The sequence below is a fragment of the Anaeromyxobacter sp. SG66 genome, assembly GCF_022690805.1.
In the GTDB taxonomy this organism is placed as follows: Bacteria; Myxococcota; Myxococcia; order Myxococcales; family Anaeromyxobacteraceae; genus Anaeromyxobacter; species Anaeromyxobacter soli.
Genome location: NZ_JALCZC010000201.1, coordinates 1 through 3426 on the forward strand (window position 1 = coordinate 1; position 3426 = coordinate 3426).

A 3426-nucleotide genomic window follows, 5' to 3' on the forward strand; every position below is an offset into this window, starting at 1 on the left:
GGGCTCCCGGCGCACCGGCCGCGCTCGTCCGCCGCCAGCGCCGGCCCACGCCGCGCCTCGCCGCGGGGCGCGCCCTCGCCGGCGTCGCCCGCGCCGCCATCGACGTGTCCGACGGGCTCGTGCAGGACCTCGCCCACCTGTGCGAGGCCTCGCGGGTGGGGGCCCGCATCGGCGTCGCCGATCTGCCGCTCTCCGCCGCCGCGGAGCGGCTCGCCCACCGCTCCGGCGCGGCCCGCGACGCAGCGCTCTCCGGCGGCGAGGACTACGAGCTCGTGGTGGCCCTCGCGCCCTCCCTCCTCCCCGCCGCGCGCGCGGCGGCGGCGAAGGCCCGCACCCCCCTCACCGTCATCGGCCGCTTCGTGCGGGGACGCAGCGTGCGCGTCGTCGGCCCCACCGGCGCGGCGGTCGAGGTCGAGCGGCGCGGTCACGACCACCTCCGCGCACCCACCGCTCTTTGACTTGGCGCAGGGCGCGTCTAGGATCGCCCCGCCGTCCCACGCCTTGGAGAGGGGCACCCTTGCCGCGAGCGAGCCGAGACGAGCGACTGTCCACCCGCCCGAGCGCGCGCTGGCAGGACGCGCCGCACCTCGTCGCCCTGCGCGGGCGCGCGGCCGAGGCGGCGCCCAGGGCGACGCCGCCGCTCGCCGGCGTGCCGGTCTCGCTCGAGAAGAAGATCCTCTTCAGCTACCTCGTCGTGGGCGCGGTGCTGCTCTTCGCGGTGCCGGAGATCCGCGAGCGCGTGCAGAGCCCGCTCGTGGCGGGCCTGGCGGTGCTCGCCCTCACCCTGCTCCTCGGCATCGTGCTCACCCTCGCCGTGGCGCGGGTGTCGCGCCTCGCCCGCCTGCGCGGGAGCGCCGTCGAGATCAGCCGCGGCGACCTCTCCAAGGCGGTGGTGTCGGAGGAGCAGCGCACCGCCCACGACGAGATCGACGAGCTGACCTACGCCATCCGCACCATGCAGGAGAACCTGCGCGACCTCGTGTCGCGCATCCAGCGGACGGCGCAGTCGGTGGCCGACTCGGCGAACGAGCTGCAGCAGAGCGCCGAGGAGGTGAACGCCTCGACGGACGAGGTCGCCTCCTCCATGGAGAAGATCGCGGTCGGCGCCGGGCAGCAGTCGGAGCTCGTGGAGCGGACCTCCAAGGTGATCGGGGAGATCGCCGCGTCCATCGAGGCGACGGCGCGCAGCGCGGAGGAGGCGGCGCGCGCCTCGGCGGAGACGAGCCAGTCGGCCGCCGCCGGCGGCGACGCCGCCCGGCTCGCCGGCGAGAAGGTGAAGAAGGTGTTCGCCCGCATCGAGGCCGCGAGCGAGCAGGTGTTCGCCTTCGGCGAGCGCACGAAGGAGATCTCCAAGATCGTGGAGGCGATCACCCAGGTCGCGAACCAGACGAACCTGCTCGCCCTGAACGCCACCATCGAGGCGGCCCGCGCCGGCGAGTACGGCCGCGGCTTCGCGGTGGTCGCCGAGGAGGTCCGCAAGCTCGCCGAGTCCGCCGGGCGCTCCGCGGAGCAGATCTCCTCGCTCGCGACCGACATCTCCGGCCGCGCGGGCAAGGTGGTCGAGACCATGAAGGAGTCGGTCTCCGAGCTCGGCGAGGGGCGCGAGGACCTGAACGCCATCATCCGCACCCTGGCCGACATCGCCAAGATCGCCGCCACCGGGGCGGACAAGGTGGGCGTCATCTCCCAGGCCGCCCGCGACCAGCTCCAGGGCTCGGCCGACATGGTCCAGGCGATGGACCACATCTCGGACGTCGCCTCCTCGAACGCGAGCCAGACCGAGCAGGTGCGCAAGGTCACCGCCGAGCAGACCGCGGCGGTCGCGCAGATGGCCGGCGCGGCGCAGGAGCTCACGAACCTCTCGCTCGAGCTCCAGGCGGTCGTCTCGCGGTTCCGGCTCGGCTAGGCGCGTGCGGCACGTCCTCTTCCGCCTCGGCAGGGAGCGGTTCGCGCTGCCGCTCGAGGCGGTGCGCGAGGTCGTGCTGCCCCAGCCGCCCTTCGCCCGCGTGCCGCGCGCCTCCGAGGCGGTGCGCGGGGTCATGAACCTGCGCGGGCGGGTGATCGCGGTGGTGGACCTCGCCCCCCTCGTCGGCCTGGCGGCGCAGGCGCTCGAGCCGTCCGCGGGGCAGGTGATCGTCCTCGACCACGCCCGGCGCGCGCTCGGGCTCCTCATCGGCGGCGTGCTCGGCGTCGAGGCGATCACGCCGGAGGGTCGCGGTGGCGAGGGGCTCGTGCGCGGCGTCGCGGCGTCGCGCGCGGGCGCCGTGACGGTGCTCGGGGCGGACGCCGTCGCGAGCGAAGCGGTCCGGCTGTTCGGCGGTAGGTGATGTGATAGGTTCCGAAGGACACCTTCGGGGGAGAGGTAGGCCGATGGCGAAGCGAGTCCTGATCGTCGACGACGCGATCTTCATGCGGAACATGATCAAGGACATCTTCTCGGGCTCCGGCTTCGAGGTCGTCGGCGAGGCCGCGAACGGGCTCGAGGCGGTCGAGAAGTACCGGGAGCTGAAGCCCGACCTCACCACCATGGACATCGTGATGCCGTTCAAGAGCGGCATCGAGGCGACGCGCGACATCGTCAAGCAGGACCACAAGGCGGTGATCGTGATGTGCAGCGCGCTCGGCCAGGAGTCGCTGGTGATGGAGGCCATCGAGGCCGGCGCGAGCGACTTCATCGTGAAGCCGTTCAAGGCGGAGGACGTCCTCTCCGTCGTGAAGAAGGTCCTGGGCGAGGCCTGAACGAGCGATCATGGTCCCGAAACGCTCAGCGAGCGAAGCGAGCCCGCCGGGGCGACGCCGCGGAAGCGGCGCAGCCGCGCGCGGGGTGGCCCCGGGGCCGGCCGGCCGGGGTGGGGGCCCGACGAGCTTCGCTCGGCGGGGCGGGGGCGCAGCCCCCGTTCGAACCTGGCTGAACGACAGCGCGACGCGCGTCACCGAAGGTGAACGCGCATCGCGAACTGTCGTTTAGCGCCCGGGGAGCCGTGGCGCTCGATCTCCAGAAGTACCTGGGTCTGTTCGCGAGCGAGGCGGGGGAGCACCTCGCCGCGTTCGGGCGCGAGCTCGTCCGCCTCGAGCGGGCGCCGCCCTCCGCCGCGCGCAACGAGATCGTGGACGCGCTCTTCCGCCACGCGCACAGCGTGAAGGGGATGAGCGCCTCGATGCAGCTCGACGGCATCGCCGCGCTGGCGCACCGCCTGGAGGACCTCGTCGCGCTCTTCCGCGCCGCCCCCGCCCGGCTCGACTCCGCCGCGGTCGATCTCCTCCTCGCCGCGGGCGACGCCCTGCAGGCGATGGTGCAGGAGGCGGCGAAGGGCGGCTCGCCGGCCGAGGAGCCCGTCCTCTCGGCCCGGCTCGCCGAGGCGGCGGCGCGCTATCGCGGCGCGCCCGGGCCATCGCCGGCAGCACCCGCGCCGGTCGAGCCGCCCG

General features: G+C 74.3%; 5 protein-coding genes. All 5 read left to right on the forward strand.

Annotation, left to right across the window (positions count from 1 at the left end):
* A partial coding sequence (locus MNZ39_RS23685) for a thiamine-monophosphate kinase (protein WP_242341541.1) occupies positions 1–458 on the forward strand: 458 nt, incomplete at its 5' end.
* A gap of 59 nt (positions 459–517) precedes the next feature.
* A complete protein-coding gene (locus MNZ39_RS23690) occupies positions 518–1906 on the forward strand; it encodes a methyl-accepting chemotaxis protein (RefSeq protein WP_242341542.1) in 1389 nt (462 codons plus the stop codon).
* Between the two features lie 4 nt (positions 1907–1910).
* Positions 1911–2327 carry a chemotaxis protein CheW gene (locus MNZ39_RS23695; RefSeq protein WP_242341543.1) on the forward strand — a complete coding sequence of 139 codons (417 nt, stop codon included), beginning with the start codon at positions 1911–1913 and terminating at the stop codon, positions 2325–2327.
* Positions 2328–2370: 43 nt separating this feature from the next.
* Positions 2371–2739 carry a response regulator gene (locus MNZ39_RS23700; protein ID WP_242341544.1) on the forward strand — a complete coding sequence of 123 codons (369 nt, stop codon included), beginning with the start codon at positions 2371–2373 and terminating at the stop codon, positions 2737–2739.
* A 242-nt stretch (positions 2740–2981) separates the two neighbouring features.
* Positions 2982–3426 (forward strand): Hpt domain-containing protein (locus MNZ39_RS23705; protein WP_242341545.1); only part of this gene is annotated, 445 nt, incomplete at its 3' end.